The 20,862-nt window shown below is 67.1% G+C and carries 17 protein-coding genes, 1 tRNA gene and 1 rRNA gene; 4 read left to right on the top strand and 15 right to left on the bottom strand.

Annotated elements, in window-relative coordinates; translation table 11 throughout:
* The first annotated feature begins 34 nt into the window (after nt 1-34).
* Nucleotides 35-514 carry an SRPBCC family protein gene (locus tag BLS11_RS06000; RefSeq protein WP_092534578.1) on the top strand — a complete coding sequence of 160 codons (480 nt, stop codon included), beginning with the start codon at nt 35-37 and terminating at the stop codon, nt 512-514.
* A 3-nt stretch (nt 515-517) separates the two neighbouring features.
* Here the strand turns inward: BLS11_RS06000 and BLS11_RS05995 are convergent, their stop codons facing one another.
* The 12 genes from BLS11_RS05995 to BLS11_RS05940 all read right to left on the bottom strand — a co-directional run bounded on the left by BLS11_RS05995 (nt 518) and on the right by BLS11_RS05940 (nt 14,072).
* Nucleotides 518-2,605, bottom strand: a complete 2,088-nt coding sequence (locus BLS11_RS05995) for a hybrid sensor histidine kinase/response regulator (protein WP_092534575.1) — start codon at nt 2,603-2,605, stop codon at nt 518-520.
* A gap of 69 nt (nt 2,606-2,674) precedes the next feature.
* Complete coding sequence (locus BLS11_RS05990) at nt 2,675-3,676, bottom strand: DMT family transporter (RefSeq protein ID WP_092534572.1); 1,002 nt, start codon at nt 3,674-3,676, stop codon at nt 2,675-2,677.
* Nucleotides 3,677-3,773: 97 nt separating this feature from the next.
* The gene (locus BLS11_RS05985; protein ID WP_092534569.1) at nt 3,774-4,331 is read right to left on the bottom strand and encodes an FAD-dependent oxidoreductase; all 558 of its coding nucleotides are present in this window, start codon (nt 4,329-4,331) and stop codon (nt 3,774-3,776) included.
* A gap of 166 nt (nt 4,332-4,497) precedes the next feature.
* On the bottom strand, nt 4,498-4,932 hold the full coding sequence (locus tag BLS11_RS05980) for a DUF5518 domain-containing protein (RefSeq protein WP_092534566.1): 435 nt from the start codon (nt 4,930-4,932) through the stop codon (nt 4,498-4,500).
* 123 nt (nt 4,933-5,055) lie between these two features.
* Nucleotides 5,056-5,811, bottom strand: coding sequence for a 7-cyano-7-deazaguanine synthase QueC (gene queC, locus BLS11_RS05975; RefSeq protein ID WP_092534563.1), 756 nt, complete (start codon nt 5,809-5,811; stop codon nt 5,056-5,058).
* A 28-nt stretch (nt 5,812-5,839) separates the two neighbouring features.
* Nucleotides 5,840-6,610 (bottom strand): 7-carboxy-7-deazaguanine synthase QueE, encoded by a 771-nt coding sequence (locus BLS11_RS05970; RefSeq protein ID WP_092534561.1) that lies wholly within the window; start codon nt 6,608-6,610, stop codon nt 5,840-5,842.
* Nucleotides 6,610-7,104 (bottom strand): 6-pyruvoyl trahydropterin synthase family protein, encoded by a 495-nt coding sequence (locus BLS11_RS05965; RefSeq protein ID WP_092534558.1) that lies wholly within the window; start codon nt 7,102-7,104, stop codon nt 6,610-6,612. The genes BLS11_RS05970 and BLS11_RS05965 overlap by 1 nt, the downstream gene beginning before the upstream one ends.
* A 75-nt stretch (nt 7,105-7,179) precedes the next feature.
* Nucleotides 7,180-7,578, bottom strand: a complete 399-nt coding sequence (locus BLS11_RS05960) for an acyl-CoA thioesterase (protein WP_092537132.1) — start codon at nt 7,576-7,578, stop codon at nt 7,180-7,182.
* Nucleotides 7,579-7,654: 76 nt separating this feature from the next.
* Entirely contained in the window at nt 7,655-8,998 is a 1,344-nt protein-coding gene (locus BLS11_RS05955) for a TIGR00341 family protein (protein ID WP_092534555.1), read from the bottom strand.
* 285 nt (nt 8,999-9,283) lie between these two features.
* Nucleotides 9,284-9,357, bottom strand: a tRNA-Tyr gene (locus tag BLS11_RS05950).
* A gap of 36 nt (nt 9,358-9,393) precedes the next feature.
* A complete protein-coding gene (locus tag BLS11_RS05945; RefSeq protein WP_175454391.1) occupies nt 9,394-11,745 on the bottom strand; it encodes a DNA methyltransferase family protein in 2,352 nt (783 codons plus the stop codon).
* Nucleotides 11,746-11,918: 173 nt separating this feature from the next.
* Nucleotides 11,919-14,072, bottom strand: a complete 2,154-nt coding sequence (locus tag BLS11_RS05940; RefSeq protein WP_245698763.1) for a DEAD/DEAH box helicase — start codon at nt 14,070-14,072, stop codon at nt 11,919-11,921.
* A gap of 92 nt (nt 14,073-14,164) precedes the next feature.
* Here BLS11_RS05940 and BLS11_RS05935 point away from each other — a divergent pair, with 92 nt between their 5' ends.
* Entirely contained in the window at nt 14,165-15,019 is an 855-nt protein-coding gene (locus BLS11_RS05935) for a hypothetical protein (RefSeq protein WP_139172774.1), read from the top strand.
* Nucleotides 15,020-15,055: 36 nt separating this feature from the next.
* On the opposite strand, the gene BLS11_RS05930 is transcribed toward BLS11_RS05935, so the two are convergent.
* Entirely contained in the window at nt 15,056-15,655 is a 600-nt protein-coding gene (locus BLS11_RS05930; protein ID WP_245698760.1) for a hypothetical protein, read from the bottom strand.
* Between the two features lie 1,335 nt (nt 15,656-16,990).
* Here BLS11_RS05930 and BLS11_RS05925 point away from each other — a divergent pair.
* The gene (locus BLS11_RS05925; RefSeq protein WP_092534549.1) at nt 16,991-18,211 is read left to right on the top strand and encodes an orc1/cdc6 family replication initiation protein; all 1,221 of its coding nucleotides are present in this window, start codon (nt 16,991-16,993) and stop codon (nt 18,209-18,211) included.
* Between the two features lie 259 nt (nt 18,212-18,470).
* Here the strand turns inward: BLS11_RS05925 and BLS11_RS05920 are convergent, their stop codons facing one another.
* Both BLS11_RS05920 and BLS11_RS05915 read right to left on the bottom strand, forming a co-directional pair.
* Nucleotides 18,471-19,289: a helix-turn-helix transcriptional regulator gene (locus BLS11_RS05920; RefSeq protein WP_092534546.1), complete on the bottom strand. Its 819-nt coding sequence runs from the start codon at nt 19,287-19,289 to the stop codon at nt 18,471-18,473.
* A 101-nt stretch (nt 19,290-19,390) separates the two neighbouring features.
* Entirely contained in the window at nt 19,391-19,951 is a 561-nt protein-coding gene (locus tag BLS11_RS05915; protein WP_092534543.1) for a TATA-box-binding protein, read from the bottom strand.
* A 758-nt stretch (nt 19,952-20,709) separates the two neighbouring features.
* Between BLS11_RS05915 and BLS11_RS05910 the strand changes: the two genes are divergently transcribed.
* Nucleotides 20,710-20,862 (top strand): 16S ribosomal RNA (locus tag BLS11_RS05910); the annotation flags it as partial.

Here is a 20,862-nt window from a genome sequence, read left to right as displayed (position 1 = left end):
GTGGCTTTTCCTTCGGTCGCCCCTAGGGTCCGACATGGCGACGTACTCGCGTCGGACGCGCATCGACGCACCGCTCTCGGAGGTATGGGACTTTCACTCGCGAGTCTCCGGACTGACGACGCTGACGCCGCAGTGGATGAATCTCCGCATCGAGGCGGTGCGCGGTCCGAAGGGCGACAGAGACCCCGAGAAACTGGAGCAGGGGTCGCAGATTCGGATGTCCGCGCGGCCGTTCGGCGTCGGTCCACGACGGGAGTGGACCTCTCGCATCGTCGCGCGGGAGGAGGGTGCGGGGAGCGCGATGTTCCGCGACGACATGGTCGGCGGTCCGTTCGAGTCGTGGGTCCACACCCACCGCTTCTTCGCCGACGGCGGGGAGACGATTCTCGAAGACGAAGTCGAGTACGAACTCCCCTGCGGACCGGTCGGGCGCGCCGCGTCGCCGTTCGCCGTCGTCGGCTTCGAGCCGATGTTCCGGGAGCGACACCGACGGACGCGGGCGCTGTTGGAGTGAGCGTCAGTCGGTCTCTGCGTGTCCGACCGGCACCTCGAACTCGGGGGCGCGAGACGCCGTCCGAATCTCGAACCGCGCGCCGCCCGCCGCAGACTCCGCCGCGCGGATGTTCCACCCGTGGGCTTCGACGATGCTCTCGACGATGGAGAGGCCGAACCCCGACCCGCCCTCGGAGGTGGTGTGGCCGTGTTCGAACACCCGGTCGCGTTTCTCCTCGGGAATCCCCGACCCGTCGTCGGCGACGTAGAAGCCGGGGTCCCCGTCGAGGGGTCCGACCGAGACGGTCAGGTCGGCCCCGTACTCCGGGCCGCTATCCGTCGAACCGTGTTCGACGCTGTCGCCGTCCTTCGGTCGGCTACTCGTTGAGCCGTGCTCCACGCTGTTCCGAAAGAGGTTCTCTATCGCCTGCGCGAGTCGGCCCTCGTCGGCGGAGACGACGCCGAGGGAATCCGAGACCGACAGCACGGCGTCGCCCGTGTCGACCGCCCGCCACGAGCGTTCGACCACCTGCGTGAGGTCGACCGGCGAGGTGTCGCCGACGGTTCGGCCCTGCCGCGCGAGTTCGAGAACGTCGCTGACGAGCACGTCCATCCGGTCGAGGGCGCTGCTCGCGCGGTCCAGATGCGCGACGTTTCCGGTCTCGCGCGCGAGTTCGACGAACCCGTCGGCGACGTTCATCGGGTTTCTGAGGTCGTGGGAGACGACGCTCGCGAACTCCTCTAACCGCTCGTTCTGTCGCCGGAGTTCCTCCTCGCGTCGCCTGCGTTCCATCGTGTGCGAGAGCATGTCCGCCGCCGTCCGCAGCAGCGACACCTCCTCGTTGGGCCACGAGCGAGCGTCCTCGGAGACGAGCGTCACCGCCCCCGAGAGCGACCAGTTCGAGACCATCGGGACGGCGACGAACGCGGCGTCGTCCGGGAGGTCGAACGCCGCCGGGAGACCCGACGCGTCGGGCGGGAGCATCGCCCCGTCGCGGGAGCGCGCGTCCTCGAACTGCCGGAGGCGCTCGATTATCCACTCGCAGTCGTCCGCCGTGACCGACGCCGGTTGGCCGTCGGCGTCGGGCGCGGTCCACTCGTTCGTCTTCCGGAGGCCGTCCACGTCGGCGTCGTAGCGGGACACCGTACAGCGGTCCACGTCGAGGAACTCGCCGATGCTCTGGAGCGTCCAGTGTATCTTCGTCTCTATCTCGTCGAGTTCGGCGCTCATGAGCGTCGTCGAGGTGTCGAGGACGACGTCTTTCAACTTCGCGTGGTAGCGGACGGTCTCCTGTCTCCGGCGTTGTTCCGTGACGTCCTGTAGCGTGCCGACGACGCCGCCCTTCCCGTCGTCGCACGGCGCCTCGCTGCCCACGGGACTGCGGCCGGAGATGTCCAGAGAGCGGAGGCCCATCGTCCCGACGCACCGGACCCGTTCGCGGTCCGCCGTGCGCACGTCCGCCTCGAAGCGGACGGTGTCGGCGTCGTCGGAGACGACGCTGTCGAGTTTCGCCGAGAGCGTCTCCTCGGCCCCCTCGGGGGTGAGCGCGGAGACGTGTTCGCCGAGGATGTCCTCGCGGTCGTACCCCGAGAGTTCGACGAACACGTCGTCCACCGCGGTGAACCGCCCCGACTCGTCGAGGACGTACACCGCGGTGTTGAGCGCCTCGAAGACCGTTCCGTACCGCCTCGACTCCGCCTGCGCGCGGTACCGCGAGACGGCGTTCAACACTCGGTTCGCGAGCACGGCGTACTGGTCCGACCCGCCGCCTTTCTGCATGTAGTCGGTCGCGCCGACGCGGAAGGCGTCGCGGGCGACCTCCTCCGAACCCTTCCCGGTGTAGAGGATGAAGGGGAGGTTCGGTCTGGCGGTTCGGACGGCGCGGAGAAACGACAGTCCGTCCATCTCGGGCATCTCGTAGTCGCTGACGACGCAGTCCACGGGCGAGGATTCGTCCTCGACGCGGGAGAGCGCCTCCCGCGGGCGTTCGGTCGTCTCGACCGTCAGTTCGACGTCCGCCGCCTCGCGTTCGAGGTACGTCGCCACGAGCGACGAGAGTTCGGGCTCGTCGTCCACGTGCAGCACCGTCACCCCGTCGCGGAGGCCGACCATACTTCGACACACCGCGTACTTACCATCAGCGTTGTGCCCCAGTTATCACGCCTGATACGCCGCTCTACCTCATTCGCCCGCGGAGCGGGGCCGGTCGTCCGCGGCGGAGTCGGGTTCGACGCCGGGGCGACGCGCCGCCGTGACGTAGATTCCGCCGAGGACGACGGCACCGCCGACGACGGTGGCGGGCGTGGGAATCTCGCCGAGGAGAATCAGCGCCAACAGCGTGCTCCCGACGGGTTCCCCCAACAGGGAGACGGAGACGACGCTTGACTCGATGTGCGCCAGCGCCCAGTTGATGACGGTGTGGCCGACGACGCCCGGGCCGACGGCCATGCCGAGAAACAGCGCCCACTCCCGCGGCGGGTACGTAAAGAGCGCGTGACCGCGGGCGACGGTCAGCGTCAGGAGGACGAGCGCGCAGACGCCGTAGACGACCGTCACGTACGGTATCAGCGGCATCCGCTGTCGCAGCGACCGACCTGCGAGGACGTACGCGGCGGCGGTCACCGCGCCGACGAGTGCGAGGGCGTCGCCGTAGAGGGGGTCCTCGCCCGCCAGCGACGCCGCCGCCGCGCCGCCGGGGTAGAGCGACCCGAGGGGGCCGGGGAGTCCCGCGAAGAGGCCGGGGAGAAACAGGTCCCCGAGCGTCATCGTCGCCATCCCGGCGAGTGCGACGCCGATGCCCGCGACGACGCCGCGCGTGATGCGTTCGTCCAGAAGCGCCCACGCGCCGACGGCGACGAACAGCGGTTGCGCCTGCACGAGGGTGACGCTCGCGGCGACGCTCGTCCAGTTCAGGCTCTCGAACCACGAGGCGAAGTGGACTGCGAGGGCGACGCCCGCGGCGGCGGCGACGAGGGCGTCGCGCCGCCCGAACTCCCGGAACGACTCGCGAGAGCGAGCGACGGCCACCGGCGCGAGAAAGGAGACGGTGAAGAGCACCCGGTAGAACGCCTTCACCAGACTCGGCGCGTCGCTGAACCTGACGAGGATGGCGCTCGTACTCACCGCGAGGACGGCGACGCCGAGGGCGAGAAGCGGAGAGACCGCCGGGGTCTGCCGAGGCATACCACATCACACCGTCTCGGCCGGTTTACCCGTTTCGGGAGGCCGCACGCTGCCCCGACGGAGCGTCGCAGTCACCCCCGGCGGCGTGGAAAGGGGTCTACTCGGCGTCGTCCGGGACGTCGAAGTCGTGGAAGTGCTCGCCCTTCTCCTTCGAGAGGATGTGCAACGCGGCGGCGGACCCGTCGCCCGTGGCGATGTTCGCCTGCCACTCCTCGGGGCGGACCATCGCGCCCGTCGCGTAGGCGTCTTCGACGCTCGTCTCCATCTGGAGAGTCGCGTCGACGACGCCCTCGTCGGTGAACTCGCAGCCGAGTTGCTCCGCCAAGTCGCGGTTCGCGCCGGTTGCGAGGACGAGGTAATCGGCTTCGTGTTCCTCGTCGTCGTCCGTCGTGACGGTGAACCCCTTGTCCGTCGATTCCACGTCCGTCACCTCGGTCTGGTGGATCTCCGCGCCGAACTGCTCGCTTTGGTCGCGCATCCGTTCGACGAGTTCCGTGCCGCCGATTTCCTCGATGCCCGGGTAGTTCCAGAGGCGCGCCTTGTGCATCCACGTCTCGTCGGTGTCGAAGACGACGGTTTCGAGGTCGTTCTTCGCGGTGTACAGCGCTGCGCCCATGCCGGCGGGGCCGCCGCCGACGACTGCGACTCGTACCATACGGGAACGTGACAACACGGACATGAATCAGGGTTGGGGCAACCCTGAGGAATTTCCGGTTTGTCCTGCCGTGAGATCTTAATTCGGTAGCTAGTATTCTCACCCGTCAGGTAGTTAGAGATGACAGCGAAGGGAGCGTACGTCGAGGGGGTCGGTTATACCGTCGTTACGACGGATCCGCCGTCCGTCGAGTGGCGAGGGCGGTGACCACCCACCCGCCGATTCGACCGAACACCAATCCGAATATCGAAGAGAGGGCCAGTGCGACGGCGCTCATCGCGGCGAAGATTGCCACGCGGGACGGCGGAAACGGTATCGCGGTCCCCCCGACGGCGGACCCGCCCGCCGTCGCGACCGGGGTGAGCACCGCGACGGCCCCGGCGAGGAGACCGGCACGTACTCCGGCGGCGTCCGCGTCCGTCGAACGGGACGCGGCCGCGACTCCCGCGACGAACGCGCCGACGACCATGATACCGCCCGTCACGTCCGCTTCGGAGTTCGGAAGCCGGTTCAGTACGACCGTGACGGGTAGCGAAGCGAGCGCGCCGACGAGCGCGAATCGCCACGCCGACGGGACGACTCGGAGGGGCGACGGGGGCATTCGTACCTAAATATGTCTGTAGTCCGTCATAAGTGTTCGCGCGAGCGAACGGGAGCACCTCCCTCGAACGCCGACGCGGGGAAAGCAAGCCGGCCGGCGGTGAGACGGTTCGGCGGGAGGCGTTCAGTCGGCGCGGGGCGGTCGTTCGGCGTAGGGGATGGGGTCCTCGCGGCCGACGTTCCGGAACGCCTCCACGCGGTAGACGCAGGAGTCGCAGGTCCCGCAGGCGGGTTCCTCGGCGCGGTAGCAGGACCACGTAGATTCGAAGGGCACGTCCAGTTCGACGCCGCGGCGGACGATGTCCGTCTTCGAGTCGGTGACGAACGGCACCTCTATCGCGATGTCCGTCTCCGGTTTCGTCCCCGTCTCGACCATCGCCTCGAACGCCTCGAAGAACTCGGGGCGGCAGTCGGGGTAGCCCGCGTAGTCCTCGGAGTGCGCGCCGACGAAGACGGCGTCGCAGTCGTTGGCCTCGGCGTAGGAGACGGCCATCGAAAGCAGGTTCGCGTTCCGGAACGGGACGTACGAGGTGGGAATCTCCTCGCTTTCGGTGTCCGCGTCCTCGACCGCCATCGAGTCGTCCGTGAGACTCGACGCGCCGATGCGGGAGAGGTGGTCCGTCTCGACGCGGAGGAACTCCTCGGCGTCGAGTTCCTCGGCGAGGGTCGTCGCGCAGTCGTACTCCTTCGTCTCGGTGTTCTGGCCGTAGGAGGTGTGCAGGACGTAGAGGTCGTACCCCCGCGCGGCCGCCTCGTAGGCGGTCGTCGCGCTATCCATCCCGCCGGAGAGGAGGACGACGGCCGACTTTCCGTCGCTCCCGTCCGGGGCGGCGCCGTTGTCGGTCGATTCGGTCTCGTCGGGTGCGTCGTGTCCGGTCATTGTCGTCTGAGAGTCGCGTTCGGTCGAATCACGTCTCGGGGGCGTCGTTCCAGAGGTCCACGTGCAGGCGGGGCGTGTAGCGGTAACCGTACTCCGCGGCGAGGTCGGCGACGACGTTCCGCGTCGCGTCGAGTTCCTCGCGAGTCCGCCCCTCGGGCATGAGGAGGACGTCCTCGTCGTTCAGGTCGGCGTCGGCGCGTTCGCGCACGTCGGCGACCAGCGATTCTATCTCGTCCATGTCGTCGGGGCCGGTGACGACGAACTTCAGTTGCACCTCGTGGCGTTCGAGGAGGGTCGTCAACGCCCCGAAGTCGATTCGCCGTTCCTCGTGGCGGTCCTCCCACTCCTCGGGGTTTCCGTCCGGCGCGTTCTCCGCGGTGGGCGTCGAGGTGGAGAGTTTCGGGCTGACGCTGGCGAGGTCGATGGGCGCGTCGGGCGCGAACGTCCCGTTCGTCTCCACGGTGAGGTGATAGCCCCGCTCTGCGAGTCGTTCGAGGAGCGCGGTCGAGGCGTCGTGGAGCAGGGGTTCCCCGCCCGTGAGGACGACGTGGTTCGGGTCGCGGGACTCGACTTCCTCGACGATTCGTTCGACGCTCATCCACGCGTGCGTCGGGTCCCACGAGGTGTGATAGGAGTCGCAGAACCAACAGCGGAGGTTACAGCCGCTGGTTCGGACGAACGTGCTCGGGACGCCCGCGAGTTTCCCCTCGCCCTGCAGGGAGGCGAACAGTTCGTTCACCGGGAGGGCGGGGCCCTCGGGGGCGTCGTCCGGTCGTTCGACGTTCGAGGTGACGGGCATCAGCGGAACCCGGTGCAGAGTTCGCTCGTCTCGCGCACCTCCACCGCCACCTCGGAGACGGTGTCGGGGAGGGCGTCGGCGAGTTTCTCCTCTAAGACGACGGCCATCACCTCCGCCGTCGGGGGCGCATCGAGGACGACGGCGGCGTCGGCGTCGTCGCTCTCTTCGAACGCGTCGAGGAGGGGGTCGCCCGACTCCAACAGGAACATGTGGTCCCACTCGTCTATCACGTCGGTCACGTCGCCCTTGTCTGCGACCCACCCCTCCTCGGTGAGTTCGCCGACCAGTTCGACCGAAATCTCGTAGTTGTGGCCGTGCGGCCGACTGCACTTGCCGTCGTGGTGGAGGAGCCTGTGTCCCGCGCTGATTCGGACGGGGCGGTCCGACCCGATGCGGAGGACGCGTTCGCCCGCGCGGGCGACCGGCGAGTCGGCGTCGCCTCCGTCCGCGCCGGGGACGTCGGTTCGAGAAGACTGGGGTGCTCTTCCGGTCATCTCGCAGTATTATCTCTTGGGGAGAGAAAAAGGCACTCATCGGGCTGTGCGGCGGAGAAGTACCCCGAGAGGGACTCAGTCTTCTGAACCGGCCTCGGCACCGACGGCTTCGCGCCACGAGTCGGGGACGCGGACGGACTCGCGCGTCTCGGGGTCGACGACGACTTGGACCGACTCGCCGGTGGCGACCACCTCGCCCTCGTAGGTGAGTTCGTACGCCATGGTGAACGAGGAGTTGCCCACCTCCGGCACGTCGAGTTCGACGGAGACGGTGCCGGTGCCCTCGATGGGTTTGCGGTACTGGAGTTGCAGGGAGGCGAGGACGATGTTGAGGTCGGTGCTCCGGAGGCCGATGACGTCCTCGAAGAAGTCGACGCGCGCCTGTTCGCAGTAGGTGGCGTAGACGGCGTTGTTCACGTGTCCGACGGCGTCTAAGTCCTGAAACCGAACGTCGACTTCGGCCCGATAGGGCAGTTCGCTCATGGGGGAGTCCTCTCCCGCGAGCGGTTAAGTTTCGACGGTCGGGGCACGTTCGCGGTGCGCCGAGGCGTCAAGCCGTTTGAGGTGCGGCGAACGACGCCGGTTGCGGGGCAGGGGAGAGCGACGAGGAGTTGCCCGCGTCCGAGCGTTGGTACTCCTGGAATCGAACCCTGACCTGGACCTGCTTACCGGTCGCCTCGGTGATTCGCCTGTCGAGTTCGCCCGCCACGGAGGGCGGGTCACCCCTGTTCGCCGTCCGACTCGCGGTGACGGTCACCGTCTCCGGCGAACTGAACAGGAACCCGTCGCTGTACTCGACTCTGACGGACACCGGCTCTAAGTCCCCGTACTCGGGCTGGTCGAGCGTCGTTTCGACCACGTCGTTGACCGTCCGCTCGAACAGAATCTGCTGGCCGGCGGCGGTTCCGACGACGCCGACGACGAGGACGACGACGACCACCGTGGCGAGGAGTACGAGACGCCGCCCGGACGCAGAGGAGAGCCATCCCTTCTCGTCGGGGCTGTAGAACTGCACGAGGACGACGAACGAACCGAGATTGATGAGGATGATCGTCGCGAGGAGCAACAGCGACGCCCCGACGGCGATTCGGTACTCGCTCCACGCGGCGGCGATGCCGACCGTCGCCGCCGCCGGGATGAGGGCGGCGGCTATCATCACGCCGATGAGCGAGGTGGGGCCTTTGGTCGTGATGCCGAACGCGCCGGCGGCACCGGCGGTGAATCCGACCACCATCGTGACGAACCCCGGAGAGAGGCGGAGTCCGATGAGCTCTATCGACCCGATATCGAGCGTCTCCGGGAAGAATCCGAGGAACTGCAGGAGGAAGCTGAACCCGCCCGCGGCGACGACGGCGGTCAAGAGTCCGGCGGCCTGAAGCCAGATGCTGTTGACTAGCATCCGCCTGTCCCCCGTCACCCCGCCGACGGACGCCGTCATCACGGGGCCGACGATGGGGGCGATGACCATCGACCCGACGACGATGGCCGGCGAGTCGACGAGCAACCCCCCGGCGGCGATGATGGCGCTCAGGAATATCATCGCCAGAAACGACGTTGGGTCCCGGCTCATGTCCTGCGCCTTCGACTTCAACTCCATCTGCGTCAACGGGTCGAAGTCGTCCGCGAAGCGCTGCTTCAACTCCTCCGAGCGAGGCGATATCGCGCTTTCGAGGGTGGCGACGGTCGTGTACTGGTCGCTCCGGACGCCCGCCTCCTCGAAGCGGTCCAGCATGTACCCGATGGCGTCGGTCGGTACCGGAACTTCGACCAACCACTGCTCTTCGTCGTCCGGCGTCCTCGCCCGGTACCGAACGTAGTCGATGTTTTCGTCGTCCAACACGTCGACGACGTCCGATACTCGGTCGTCCGAGACGAGCACCTGGATACGTCGCACGGTGGACGTTCGAAGAACGACGGAATATGGTTTCGGGGCAGATGGCCTGAAACGGTCGTTTTCGTGACTTTCGGAGATGCGTGTCTGTGGTACGATGTTACCCTTGTCGAGCGAGAATCGAGGCGCTCCGCTGGCTCCCTTCGATCGCAGTCGGCGCGAAAAACGAGTCCGCCCTCCCCGATTTGAACTCACTCGCTCACTCGCTCGCTGCTCAAATTGGCTCGGAGGATGCTCCTCGCCGTTCACGGCGCTCGCTTCGCTCGCGCGTACGTGAAGGCGAAGAAGTCCGCCCTCCCCGATTTGAACGGGGGGCAAGCCGATCTACAGTCGGCTGCTCTACCAGGCTGAGCTAAGGGCGGTCCAGTTACACCTACCGCCGCCGCCCGACTTAAGAATTACTCATCGGCGGTCGGCGCGCCGTCTGCGAGAAATCGCTCGACTTCGCGGTCGATTTCGGCCTGCACGGCGTCGAGTTCCGGTATCGTCTTCGCGTTGTACGCCCGCTTCGAGCAGTCGACGTGGTTCGGGACGATATCGTGGGCCCGCATCGACGCCTCCGCGAGTGTCGTCTGGTGCGGCGTCGCCTCCCACTCGGGCGTGGCGAGTTCCGAGACGGTCGATTTCGACAGGCTCGACTTCCCGCCCGAGGAGACGTCGCGGAGACACCGTTGGTACGGCGCGGAGTTCAAGAGCGCACAGAGGTAGTGCGCCTCCGCCTCGTCGTCGGTGGCGACGAACATGCAGTGGTCGCCGGGGACGACGGGTTGCTCGCCGAGAGCCGGGTCCTCGACGGTGGAGACGACGGCGAAGTGCGGCTTGAACCCGAGGCGGCACCAGACCACCTTGTAGTCGGCCCACGTGTACGGACCGAGGCCGAACAGCCCGTAGAACGGGCCGTCGTCGAACCACGACGACCCGCGGTCGTCGAGGCGTTCGCGGTGGTCATCGAGGTAGGCGTACGTGTTCGGCGTCTCCTCGCGGACGGCCGACTCGTTCTCCTCACCGGCGCGCCGTTGCGGGACGAGGTGGAGGTCGTACCCGAACAAACCGTACTTCACGACGTGCTTCGACTTCAGGTACGGGTAGACGTGGTCCGGTTCGATGTTCCGCGCGTCGATGGTCTCCCTGTCGAGTCCGTACACCGCCTTGGCGTCGTCTTTCACGCCGTGGCGGATGCGGTAGTTCGCGGGACCGAGCGCCCTGCGTTCCGCGTCGGCGCGGACCCACGGCCCCGCGGGTGACTCGGGGTCCGCCGGGAGGTACGTCGTCTCCGTGCGGTCGAGCGTTCGGCGCATCGACGCGAGGGAGTCGAACGCCGGGCGTTCGGCGTCGGCGTCGGTCCTCGCCCACCGCGTCGTGGGGACGCCCGCCGAACCGTCGCGGTCCGTCGCATCGCGGTCCGTCACATCGCGGTCCGTCGGGTCGCCGACCGGGTCGTCGTCGGTCGGTGCGTCGTCCGTCGAGTCTCCGTTGCGTCCGCCGCCGACGTCGAGTCGGTAGAGCGCCGTCCCGGCGTCCACCTCGTCGCCGAACGGCGCGAGCGTCCCGAAGTCGTGGATTTCCCGCATCGCGACCGACCGGTCGCCGACGCGGCGGCGGCGGAGGAGTTCCCCCGCCGGGCCGGTCAACAGGTCGCGCTTGAGGACGAACGCCGCCCGGCCGTCGTCGCGCAGGAGGCGGTGGAGACAGGTCCACGCGAAGGGGACGGACACGTCGTCGTTGGCGTGCCCGAGACGGGCGTTCCGGCCGTCGTGGCAGAACAGGTCGAGGGCCGGGTCGGCCATCGGCCCGTCGCGCCACCGGTCTTTCAGTCGCTCCGAAAGCGAGTCCCACGTCAACCACGGCGGGTTCCCGAGGAGGACGTCTGCGCGCGCGCCCGAGAGGGGCGTGTCGGCGGCCGTGGCGTCGAGAACGTCGCCGAGGACGATCCGGAGGTCCAAATCGAGGGGTTCGGCGGCGGCGTCGAGGAGGGGTCTGAGCGCGAGGAGTACCGACAGGCGCGAGGCGCGGACGGCGACCGGGTCGAGGTCGAACCCGCGGACCGTCTCGGCGATGCGCCTCGCCGCGGCGGCGGGGTCGGATTCGGGGGCAGAGTCCGAGAGGGCCGCCCGCTTGCGTTCGGCCGCCGCGGCGAGGAACGCCCCCGCGCCGCATCCGGGGTCGAGCACCGTCGCGTCGGCGAATCCGGGCGCGTTCGCGTCGCGTTCGTCGCCCTCGCGAACCGTCTCGACGGCGAGTTCGGCGAGTCCCGGCGGGGTGTCGTACCGGCCGAACGCCCGCCGGCCGAGGCGCGAGACGGCCTCTCGGTGGAGCGCCGAGACGTCTTCGGGCGTCGCCGTCCGAACGAATCGCTCCGCGGCCTCGCGGAACCGGTCGCGCGCCGTCGCAGAGAGGTCGGCGGCGACGGTGCGGTGGACGGCGTCGAAGTCGGCGTCGAACGCCACCGCCGCGCCGTCGCCGGGGCGGGTCGGCACCGACACGTCGAAGGTCCGTTCGGCGGCGGCGAGCAGTTCCGAGAGGAGGAAATCGAAAGAGAGCGTCTGGACGAACAACTCGCGCGCCGCCGCCTCGGGGCGTCCGTCGTCGACGGTCGAGAAGAGGTCGCCGTGTCTCTCGCGGACGAACCGCCGCCAGTCGGCCGCCGTCGAATCGGCCGTCTCCTCGCCCGCCCGAACGCGGTCCGAGAGCGACATGCGGTACTGTCGAACCGCGCTTTCGGCGAGGAGCGTCTGTGCGGCGTCAGTCATGTTGAAGGTGGAGTCGCCCCCCGGCGGGACGACGGGGATACGGCACTGACATTCGCCACGAACGACTTAACGGTACTCGTTCGCGGAGTGGGGCGGTTCCGGCGCGGACGCCGACGCGAGGGGTCGGAGGGCGGCGAGGTCGGACGGGCAGCGAAGTCGGGCGGGCGGCGAAGTCAGACCAGGTCGTTCTCGCGGACGCGGACGCCCTTCTCGGCGAGGTGGCGCATCTGTCGCTGCGCGAAGTCCTCCTCGCTCGTCCCGCGGGTGGCGAGGACGTAGACGAGGGCGCTCCCCGCGGGGCGCATCGTCCGCCCGGCGCGTTGGGCACCCTGCCGTCTGGACCCGCCGAGACCGGACGCGACGACGGCCAACTCGGCGTTCGGCAGGTCGATGCCCTCATCGCCGACGCGGGAGATGACGAGCGTCCGCAAGTCGCCGTCGCGGAACTCCTCGAACAGGCGTTCGCGGCGGTAGTGCGGCATCTCGCCGCTGACGAACGGCGCGTCGAGTTCCTCGGCGAGGCGTTCGCCTTGGTCCAACCAGTCGACGAACACGAGGGCCTTCGCGGTCGGGTGCGCTTCGAGGAGGCGACGCACCTCCTCGTCCTTGCCGGGGTTCATGCCGGCGAGTTTGTGCCGTTCGCGCCCGTCGGCGTTGGCCCACTCGTTGCGCGCGGTGTCGTCGCCCCACGGGACGTACCGAATCTCCACCTCCGGTTCCTGCACGTACCCCGCCTCGAACAGTTTCGACCAGTCGGTGCCGATGGGCGGGCCGATGAGCGTGAAAATCTCCTTCTCCTTGTCGTCCTCGCGGACCGGCGTCGCCGAGAGGCCGAGGCGGTGTTTGGCCTGCAAGTCTGCGCTCCGGCGGTAGATGCGCGACGGGATGTGGTGCACCTCGTCGTAGACGATGAGTCCCCACGCGCGGGAGTCGAACAGCGACCGGTGGCGGTCCATCCCCGCCGTCTGGTAGGTGGCGATGGTGACCGGTCGAACCTCCTTCTGCCCGCCGTGGTACTCGCCTATCTGGTCCTCCGAGAGGGTGGTGTGCCGCAGGAGTTCCTCCCGCCACTGGGCGGCGAGTTCCCGACTCGGGACGAGAATCAGCGTCTCGCCGCCCACTTCCGCGAGAGCGCCGATTCCGGTGACGGTCTTGCCCGCGCCCGACGGACCGACGAGGACGCCCGAGTTCTGCTCTAAGAACTTCTCGACCCAGTCGCGTTGGTACTCGCGGAGTTCGACGCGCAGGTCCACGTCGAGGGGGTCGCCGGCGTCTAACTCCCGGTCGTCCTTCACCGGGTAGCCCGCCTCGTAGAGGACGCGCTTTATCTGCGCCTCCGCCCCGTCGCGCACCCAACTCTCCGTATCGGAGATGGGCGCGACGAGTTGCTCCTCGTCGAGTTTCTGCCGGGCGACGTTGCCCATGAGGCTCTCGGAGGCGCCTTCGAGGACGACGTAGCCGTCCTCGTGGGTGTAGAGGCGGAACTGGTTGGCGCGCTTCCACTGGGACTCTATCCACTCTTCGAGGTGCGGCGACCGGGTGGGGAGGACGGACCGCAGCATCGCGACGAGATTCCCGAGTTCGTCGAACGGGGCCTGCCAGACGTCCTCCTGCCGTATCTTGTAGAGGTAGCCGCGCGTGCCGGACTCTCGCTGTCCGGTGGTGTCCACGAGGTGGGCGAACTGCGAGAGGCGCGCGCGGGTGTACTGCGTCGGACTGTCCACGACGATTTCGCGCCGTTCGGGGAACAGGACGACGCGTTCGCGCGTCGCGAGTTTCCCCCACTCGGTCGGGTACCAGACGACGGGGTCCGTCTCGACGTTCACCCGTTGGACGGACCCGGCGTTCGCGAGGGCGTCCAACGCCTCGGAGGCCGCGGCCTGCGTCGTCCCGAGGCGGCGCGCGACCTGTTGGGCGGTGACCACCGGGCGACCCTCCGCTTCGAGGGCGTCGTAGAAGGAGTCGAGGGAGATGTCGTCCGCGTCGGCTTCGTCTTCGTCGACGTCCGCGTCCTCGACGGAGTCACCGCCGTCGGCGTCGCTCGCGGATTCCTCGGCGTCTCTCGCGGCCTCGTCGGCGTCGCTCCCGGCCTCGGCGGCGTCGCCGGAGACGGCGCCGTCTCGGTCGCGGACGTCGCTGACCGCGTTCGGAACGGCGTCCGTCGGCGTCGGAACCTCGCCGAACTCCTCGCCGTCCTCCGCGGTCGGTCGGTCGTCCTCGGCGGCGTCGTGACCGGCGTCGCCGAGGTTATCTCGGCGTCCCGACGGTCCCCCTCCGTCGTCGTCGCGGTCGGCCGGCGGCGCGTCGCGACCATCGTCTTCGGTCATTGGGCGCGATACGAACCCGCGGCGGAAACGGGTTGCGACTGTTCGACCGGCGCGCACAACGGTATTGGTCCTCGGGAACGTACGGCATACAGATGGCGACGGACACAGAAACCGAGCGGCGACTCCTCGAATCCGGGGTCTCCGCGCTGAAACGGGCGGGGTACAGGGTCGAACGGCCGACGAGCGGTGCGCTTCCGGACGCCGTCGGCGTCCGAGACGGCGACGGAGAGGGAGGAACGGACTCGCATGTCGGCGTCGAACCGTTGCCGACGGCCGACGCCGACCCGACGTTCATCCTTTCACGCCTGTCGAACGACGCATCGAACGGGCGAGTCACGCTGTTCGTCGTGGAAGACGACGCGGGTGCACGCGCGTGTGCGGACGTCTTGGAGTCCCCGCCGTTGGTCCGCGACGAAGACGAGTGGGGGCGACGGACGTTCTACGACGGCCCCGGGCGAGTCGCCCTCGACGGCGGGCGGTTCGCCCTCCACCGAAGCGACGACCCGAACCTCCGGTGGACCGAGGAGGGTACCGACGACGAGAAGCGTCTGGTCCTCCGAGACGGAAGCCGAGACGGACGTTCCGACGGCGACGACGAGGTGGTCGCCGTCCTGCCGAACGTGGACGCACTCCGCGCGCCGGACGCCCGGACGTTCCGGTACTCCTACGCGCGCGAGGCGGACAAGCGACTCCGCGTTCGCACCGCGGACGGGCGAGAGGCGGGCGCGTACTCCGGGTTCGCCGCCATGCGGCGCGACGCATACGTCCCCGTTCCGATGCCTCTCGTCCCCGAACACGTCTTCGAGGGGGCGGAGTCGGCCCGCCGGGAGTGGGCGATTCTCGTCGCCGGCGAGGGGAGCGATGCGGATGGGAGAGAGCGGAGCGATGCGGACGGGAGAGCGAGGACGCCCCGACTACTCGGCCCGGCGGCGGACGCCGTCAGATAGGCGGGTTCGACTCCGGCGCGGGCCTCGGTCCGCGCGTCACCCGACCGACCCCTGTTCGTCGTCGAGGGTTCGGTAGCGTTCGGGCGACATCCGGTCGTAGACGAGTCGGAGTTGGTCCGTCACGTCCAAGAAGGGGGGGAACTCCTCGAGCGTCCGGTGTTCGTCGAGGTAGACGTACTCGACCGGTTCGTCCGCTATCTCCTCGAAGACGTGCCGCGGGCCCGCGTCGCCCACGCCGACGAACGGACGCCCCTCGGGGTCTATCTGGGGGGTGACCTCGTGTTGGAGAAACAGCGTCGCCATGGCGAGGGCGTTCGACAACGGCACCTGTCCGGGCGTCAGTTGCCACGTCGCACCCCGCGATTCGTACTCCACCGTCGAGACGTACCCGTCGTCGAACCGGAAACACCGGACCGTCTCGTCGCCGCGCACCCACTTCGACTCGGTGCGTCGAGAGTGCTTCAGCGTCCACTCCTCCTCGGAGTCGTCCGACTCCGTCGCCCACGCCGTCACGTCCCGTCGGAGGGAGTGCAGGGCGCGCCGCGACGCCGCGAACGCTCGTTCGACCGGGGCGAGTCCGCGTCGCGCGAGTTTCTTCCCCCCGCGGACCGCTCGTTCGACCACCGAGGACGTCATCGTCGGCCGTTCGCAGTCAGACGTTATTGAACTGACGGCGTGCGCATTGTTCGCAAGGATCGGTGAGAACCGGGTCGGGTGGGCAGGGCGTAGAGCGTAGAGTCGGGCGGGGTGAAGGGTCAGGGCGAAAGAGGCCGGGACGGAGAGCCCGTTCACACCACGTTTCCGGTGAACGCGCCGGAAGCGTTCATTCCGGTCGGGTCGGCGGCTGCGGACGAGATTCGGACCCCTCTCGTCTCCGTTCGACTCGCCCCCGTTTTCTTCCCTCTCTCCCCTCGATTCCCGCGCGTTCGACCCGATACGTCGCTCACACCGGGTTTCCGGTGAAACGGGCGAGTTCCCCGCGGTGAAGTCGCGTCGAACCGGACTTCTCGTCCGCGGGTGAGAGAGCGAATCACACCGGGTTTCCGGTGAAATGTCGTCGACGGTGGATGTCGGCCCGACCCTGCCCCGAGGGACGAACGTCGGTCGAACCCGCGCGCGGAGACACACCACGTTTCCGGTGAGACGGGGCGGGTACTCGAAGCGGACGCGTGGCGGCCCACACACCGGGTTTCCGGTGAACGTCCGACGCGGCGGTGGGTGGGAAGGACGCCCCTCTGCTCTCCCCCTCCACCGGACCGTCCGACCGACCGTGCGAACGGTTCTCTAGAGACACCTCGTTTCCGGTGAAATCGTCACGAATGTCGGCCGAAACGGGCAGTTTTTCCGCACCTCGGGAGATTCGAACGCCGTTCGAACTCGGCTGCGTCTCGGGTGAGAGCCGGTTCCGCCGGAGCGACGACTGTCCACTCCTGGCTCCGATGCACCCTACCGCTCTCGGACGATGTGTCGAGGACGATCGACCCTCAAACGAACTCAACAGAAACGTTTAAACAGTGGTACTGTTTAACCGTTCACCGATACACTCGCACACTAGTGGTAGTCCGACGCTCGGACTGGTCGGACGCGAAACCGACCTTTCTCCCCGGAAACGAGGTCTGTTCTTCGACTCGGCGTTCGGTGCGCGCGGTGGACCGTTCTCGCGGACGATACGGCCGGTGGTAACGAGTGAGTCGAGCGGGGGCGTACTCCGGTTCCGGCAGTTTCGAGGGCGTTCGCTCCCGTTTTCTCCGCTCGGTTCGTCCGCGTCCGAGTCTCGCAACCGATACTATCGCCGCCCGAGGATCGGTTCGGTGCGTCGGTCGGACGCCCCCACACCGGGTTTCCGGTGAACGCGAACCCCCGTTTCGAGTGGACGAGCCCCCCACCGAATCGACCGTTCACCGGAAATGTGGTGTGTGTGTCGAGAGCCAAATGACAAGCCATTTCACCGGAAACCCGGTGTGCTGTACTATGCCGAACGCCAGCGACGACCTCTTCACCCGGGAGGACCCCATCTTCGCCAACAAGGAACTCCTCGAAATCAACCACCTCCCGGGCGAGGGCCGCATCGTCGGGCGCGACGACGAGATATCCGACCTCGCCACCGCGGTCAATCCGGCCATCTTCGGACAGAGTCCGAGCAACGTCCTCATCTACGGGAAGACCGGGACCGGAAAGTCACTCTGCGCGAAGTACGTCTCCCAACGCCTCGTCGAGACGGCCAGCGAAGAAGACGTGAAGGCGACGTTCGCCTACGTCGACTGCGCGCAGGACACCACCGAGACGCAGGCCGTCCAGACCATCGCCGACAGCGTGAACCAACCAGAGGTGACGGGCATCAAGGTGCCCGACAAGGGACTCAGCACCTCGACGTACTACAAGCGCCTCTGGCGCATCCTCGACGCGCGGTACGACGTGGTCCTCATCATCCTCGACGAGATAGACAAACTGAGCGACGACGACATCCTGATGCAACTGTCCCGGGCCGGGGAGGCGGGAAAGATAGACAAGTGTAAACTCGGCGTCATCGGCATCAGCAACAAGATACAGTACAAAGACCGGATGGACGAACGGGTGAAGTCGAGCCTCTGCGAACGGGAGTTCGTCTTCCCGCCGTACGACGCGAACCAACTCCGCGACATCATGGAGGCCCGGAGCGACGCCTTCCGCGACGACGTTCTCGACGCCTCGACCATCCCGCGGGCCGCCGCACTCGCCGCCCGCGAACACGGGGACGCCCGGAAAGCCATCGACATCCTCCGGTACGCCGGCGAGATAGCTCAATCGACGGGCGCGTCCATCGTCCGCGAGGAGTTCGTCACGCAGGCGCGCCAACGGGCCGAAACCGACCGCTTCCGCGAACTCATCCGCGGGTCCACGCCGCACTCGCGGTACGTCCTACAAGCGTTGGCGATTCTCTCCCTGTCGAACGAACGGAAAGACGGCTTCCGGACGAGTCGCGTCTACGAGGTGTACGAGAACATCTGCGCGGGGCAGGGCTCCGATAGCCTGTCGCTTCGCCGGGTGAGGGACCTCCTGAAGGAGCACGCCTTCCTCGACATCATCGAACAGTCGAAACATAGCGGCGGGAGCGCAGAAGGGAGTTACACGAAGCACCAACTGCTGGAGGACCCGTCCGTCGTAAAGGACGTCCTCACCGAGAACGTCGAACGGAACTCGGTCGAATCGTAGTTCGAGGCGGAAGAAATGCGAGCGAACGGCGGAGACGGCGTGAGGCACCCACCTTCGCGTCCCGTCGTCGGCCCGCCGCGAGTTCCCCACCTCGGGGCCGAAGGTTGGAGGGACCAACCGTCGGAGTACACGCTGTCGAACTCCGACACTCGGGCGTTACCGCCGCAACTCTTAATTGGCGACCGAGGGTTATACTTTTTTCCGTCCAGTAGTGATTGAAACAATCACTAGTGAGCGGGGCGGTCACCCCGTTCGCGGATCACGCGTCATCGTCGGGGGCGGAGTCGGACGGGGGCGTCGCTTCGGCGGCCCGCCGCGATTTCTCGCGGTGACGAGCGTAGACGTCCTCGGCCCAGGAGACGAAGCGTTCGTCCGTCCCGTCGACGCAGGCGACGAGGTTCCCCATCTCGTCGTACGCACCGAAGAGAACGTGGCCGTCGACGATGAGCAGTCCGAAGCCGAGTTCCTCCGGGCAGACGAACAGTTCGAACTGGTCCAGTTCGTACGCCGCATCGAGGGCTTCGGGGTACTCCGACGCCGACACTGCGAGAACCGACTCGTCGATTATCAACTCGACCGTCGAGTCCGGCCCGATTATCTGTTCGGCCCCCTCGTTGACGATGCCGCTGACGATCGGTGTGATGCCGTAGAACGACTCCGGAGGTTCCGTCCCCATCACTTCCAGCAGTCGGTTCACCGCGGCGTGAGGGTCGCCCTTCGTCGCCGTCGTCGCGTTCAGGCCTCGTAGCACGTCGGGGTCTAAATCGACCGCCACGTCGCCGACGTGCGAGAGAAAGACGGAGAGGTCGCAGGCGACGGCCACCGTGGACTCGAAGTCGTCGTAACCGTTTGCGACCATCGTCCCCGCAGGCGTGAGTGCGTACTCGCCGTCGTCGGCCACCTTCTCGGCCCACCCTCGCTCGACGAACGCCGAGACGGTCCGCTGTGCAGTCTCGCGCGCGCAGGAACAGCAGTCCGCTAACTCCGTGGGGCGTTGCGGTGCATCGCGGAGGGAGCGGAGTATCGATACCCTGCTCTCAGAGCCGACGAGAAACGCTACGTCCTCACGAACGGTCATGAGCGCACACTACTCCCGGAAGCGGCATCACCGTTCTGGTCTCGGAGACGGACCGCACGGGTCGTCTCGATCCGGGCACTCGCGGTCGAACGCGCCGGGTTTCAGTCCAGAAGTCCCAGATTGTCGATGCGCTTTACGATCTCTTCGACCGCCGTCTCGGCGTCGTCGGTGCGCTTTCCGCCCGTGATAACTATCTTCCCGGACCCGAACAGAAGGATGACGACCTTCGGTTCGTCCATCCGGTAGACGAGTCCCGGGAACTGCTCGGGTTCGTACTCGACGTCTTCGAGGCCGAGCCCGATCGCCAACGCGTTGAGGTTGAGGTTGTGACCCAAGTCCGCGCTGGAGACGATGTTCTGGACGGTGATCTCGGGCGCTTCGTCCACGGGGATGCTGAGTCCCCGAAGCTTGTCGAAGATGATACCGAGCGCTTCGTGCACGTCGTCGATGCTCTTTGCCCCCGTGCAGACTATCTTCCCCGAACGGAAGATGAGCGCTGCTGCCTTCGGGTCCTGCGTTCGGTAGACCAACCCGGGGAAGTTGTCCGGGTTGAAGTCCGCGCCGGGCAAGTCGTCCGCGAGCGCTTCGAGATCGAGCTCCTGCCCGATACCCGTCGATGCGACCACGTTCTGAATTTCGATGGAGTCTGCCGGCCCACTCATAGTTCGGTCAGAATTCCTCCCTCCTGCCTTATAAAGCGCCCCGTTATAAATTGGTACCGACCGACGGTGGGTTCTTTATCCCTCGGAGGTGGTGTTCCCCACATCTGTTTTCTTGTTTACGTGCGTGCGCGTGTATCGAGAAATGGGTAGGTCTCCGGAACCGTCCGTATATTGGTCGGATATCCAACTCACTTCGAGATACTCTCTCTTTGTCAGAAGTTCCCACTTCTCTCGGATGATTTTTCGAAATCCGTGCGGAATCAACGACCTTTTATGTACCCGGGGCATTCGTAGAAATACGCAGAGGCGGCCCGGGACGCCCCGGGCGGCCACCTTCCGAACGCCCACCACGTCCGGTCCCGACTCGGGTCTCGACCGGAGTGCGACTCGCACTCACGGCCGCACCCGAGACGACGGCCTTAAGTGGTCCAAGGCATTTCGGAATAATGCGAACGACACACCGCGATCGCGGGCGGTTCAACCCCGTCCGCAATCGGACTTCGCCACCTCCCGACTTCGGTCGGGAACCGAGGACGAACCGAGGCCCTTAAGGCCTTCACCGTCCTACACTGAAGTCCGAAAGACATGAGGATTCCACCCCTGCGGTCCGCCGTACAGATGGAATCTGATGTTAGCCTTGGTAGTTCGGTGACACCCGTTTGGTGTCGTCGAATGCCACAACGGACCAAGCAATACTGGTGATTCCGCTCTCTCTGAGAGCGAAATCCCGCCACCCCCTGGCCCTCTGGGCCAGGAACATTCCGGTTGATCCTGCCGGAGGTCATTGCTATCGGAGTCCGATTTAGCCATGCTAGTCGTGCGAGTTCAGACTCGCGGCAAATAGCTCAGTAACACGTGGTCAAGCTACCCTGCAGAGAAGGATATCCTCGGGAAACTGAGGCCAATACTTC

Origin of the sequence: Halopelagius longus (assembly GCF_900100875.1) — an archaeon.
Lineage (GTDB): Archaea > Halobacteriota > Halobacteria > Halobacteriales > Haloferacaceae > Halopelagius > Halopelagius longus.
This window is presented reverse-complemented; position numbering and strand designations above follow the sequence as displayed.

Coding starts and splice junctions, on each gene's coding strand:
- BLS11_RS05995 (WP_092534575.1), bottom strand. CDS start 2,605: ATGGTCGGCCTCCGCGACGGGGTGACGGTGCTGCACGTGGACGACGAG.
- BLS11_RS06000 (WP_092534578.1), top strand. CDS start 35: ATGGCGACGTACTCGCGTCGGACGCGCATCGACGCACCGCTCTCGGAG.
- BLS11_RS05940 (WP_245698763.1), bottom strand. CDS start 14,072: ATGACCGAAGACGATGGTCGCGACGCGCCGCCGGCCGACCGCGACGAC.
- BLS11_RS05930 (WP_245698760.1), bottom strand. CDS start 15,655: ATGACGTCCTCGGTGGTCGAACGAGCGGTCCGCGGGGGGAAGAAACTC.
- BLS11_RS05925 (WP_092534549.1), top strand. CDS start 16,991: ATGCCGAACGCCAGCGACGACCTCTTCACCCGGGAGGACCCCATCTTC.
- BLS11_RS05920 (WP_092534546.1), bottom strand. CDS start 19,289: ATGACCGTTCGTGAGGACGTAGCGTTTCTCGTCGGCTCTGAGAGCAGG.
- BLS11_RS05965 (WP_092534558.1), bottom strand. CDS start 7,104: ATGACCGGAAGAGCACCCCAGTCTTCTCGAACCGACGTCCCCGGCGCG.
- queC (WP_092534563.1), bottom strand. CDS start 5,811: ATGACCGGACACGACGCACCCGACGAGACCGAATCGACCGACAACGGC.
- BLS11_RS05915 (WP_092534543.1), bottom strand. CDS start 19,951: ATGAGTGGGCCGGCAGACTCCATCGAAATTCAGAACGTGGTCGCATCG.
- BLS11_RS05970 (WP_092534561.1), bottom strand. CDS start 6,610: ATGCCCGTCACCTCGAACGTCGAACGACCGGACGACGCCCCCGAGGGC.
- BLS11_RS05985 (WP_092534569.1), bottom strand. CDS start 4,331: ATGGTACGAGTCGCAGTCGTCGGCGGCGGCCCCGCCGGCATGGGCGCA.
- BLS11_RS05990 (WP_092534572.1), bottom strand. CDS start 3,676: ATGCCTCGGCAGACCCCGGCGGTCTCTCCGCTTCTCGCCCTCGGCGTC.
- BLS11_RS05935 (WP_139172774.1), top strand. CDS start 14,165: ATGGCGACGGACACAGAAACCGAGCGGCGACTCCTCGAATCCGGGGTC.
- BLS11_RS05980 (WP_092534566.1), bottom strand. CDS start 4,932: ATGCCCCCGTCGCCCCTCCGAGTCGTCCCGTCGGCGTGGCGATTCGCG.
- BLS11_RS05945 (WP_175454391.1), bottom strand. CDS start 11,745: ATGACTGACGCCGCACAGACGCTCCTCGCCGAAAGCGCGGTTCGACAG.